Annotated in this window: 1 protein-coding gene; it reads left to right on the top strand. The window is 55.2% G+C overall.

The window, feature by feature from the left end:
- The first annotated feature begins 274 nt into the window (after window positions 1–274).
- Complete coding sequence (locus R0K30_RS20970) at window positions 275–466, top strand: Rop family plasmid primer RNA-binding protein (RefSeq protein ID WP_000165985.1); 192 nt, start codon at window positions 275–277, stop codon at window positions 464–466.
- Window positions 467–1,121 lie beyond the last annotated feature (655 nt).

The raw sequence follows: 1,121 nt of genomic DNA, 5'->3' as shown, positions 1-1,121 counted from the left end.
GTCAGCGCCCTGCACCATTATGTTCCGGATCTGCATCGCAGGATGCTGCTGGCTACCCTGTGGAACACCTACATCTGTATTAACGAAGCGCTGGCATTGACCCTGAGTGATTTTTCTCTGGTCCCGCCGCATCCATACCGCCAGTTGTTTACCCTCACAACGTTCCAGTAACCGGGCATGTTCATCATCAGTAACCCGTATCGTGAGCATCCTCTCTCGTTTCATCGGTATCATTACCCCCATGAACAGAAATCCCCCTTACACGGAGGCATCAGTGACCAAACAGGAAAAAACCGCCCTTAACATGGCCCGCTTTATCAGAAGCCAGACATTAACGCTTCTGGAGAAACTCAACGAGCTGGACGCGGATGAACAGGCAGACATCTGTGAATCGCTTCACGACCACGCTGATGAGCTTTACCGCAGCTGCCTCGCGCGTTTCGGTGATGACGGTGAAAACCTCTGACACATGCAGCTCCCGGAGACGGTCACAGCTTGTCTGTAAGCGGATGCCGGGAGCAGACAAGCCCGTCAGGGCGCGTCAGCGGGTGTTGGCGGGTGTCGGGGCGCAGCCATGACCCAGTCACGTAGCGATAGCGGAGTGTATACTGGCTTAACTATGCGGCATCAGAGCAGATTGTACTGAGAGTGCACCATTGCGGTGTGAAATACCGCACAGATGCGTAAGGAGAAAATACCGCATCAGGCGCTCTTCCGCTTCCTCGCTCACTGACTCGCTGCGCTCGGTCGTTCGGCTGCGGCGAGCGGTATCAGCTCACTCAAAGGCGGTAATACGGTTATCCACAGAATCAGGGGATAACGCAGGAAAGAACATGTGAGCAAAAGGCCAGCAAAAGGCCAGGAACCGTAAAAAGGCCGCGTTGCTGGCGTTTTTCCATAGGCTCCGCCCCCCTGACAAGCATCACGAAATCTGACGCTCAAATCAGTGGTGGCGAAACCCGACAGGACTATAAAGATACCAGGCGTTTCCCCCTGGAAGCTCCCTCGTGCGCTCTCCTGTTCCGACCCTGCCGCTTACCGGATACCTGTCCGCCTTTCTCCCTTCGGGAAGCGTGGCGCTTTCTCATAGCTCACGCTGTAGGTATCTCAGTTCGGTGTAG

This window comes from Bacillus sp. SIMBA_154 (assembly GCF_046536015.1).
Lineage (GTDB): Bacteria > Bacillota > Bacilli > Bacillales > Bacillaceae > Bacillus > Bacillus pumilus_P.
The sequence above is the reverse complement of the archived record's forward strand: the minus strand, read 5'-3'. Positions and strand labels throughout refer to the sequence as shown.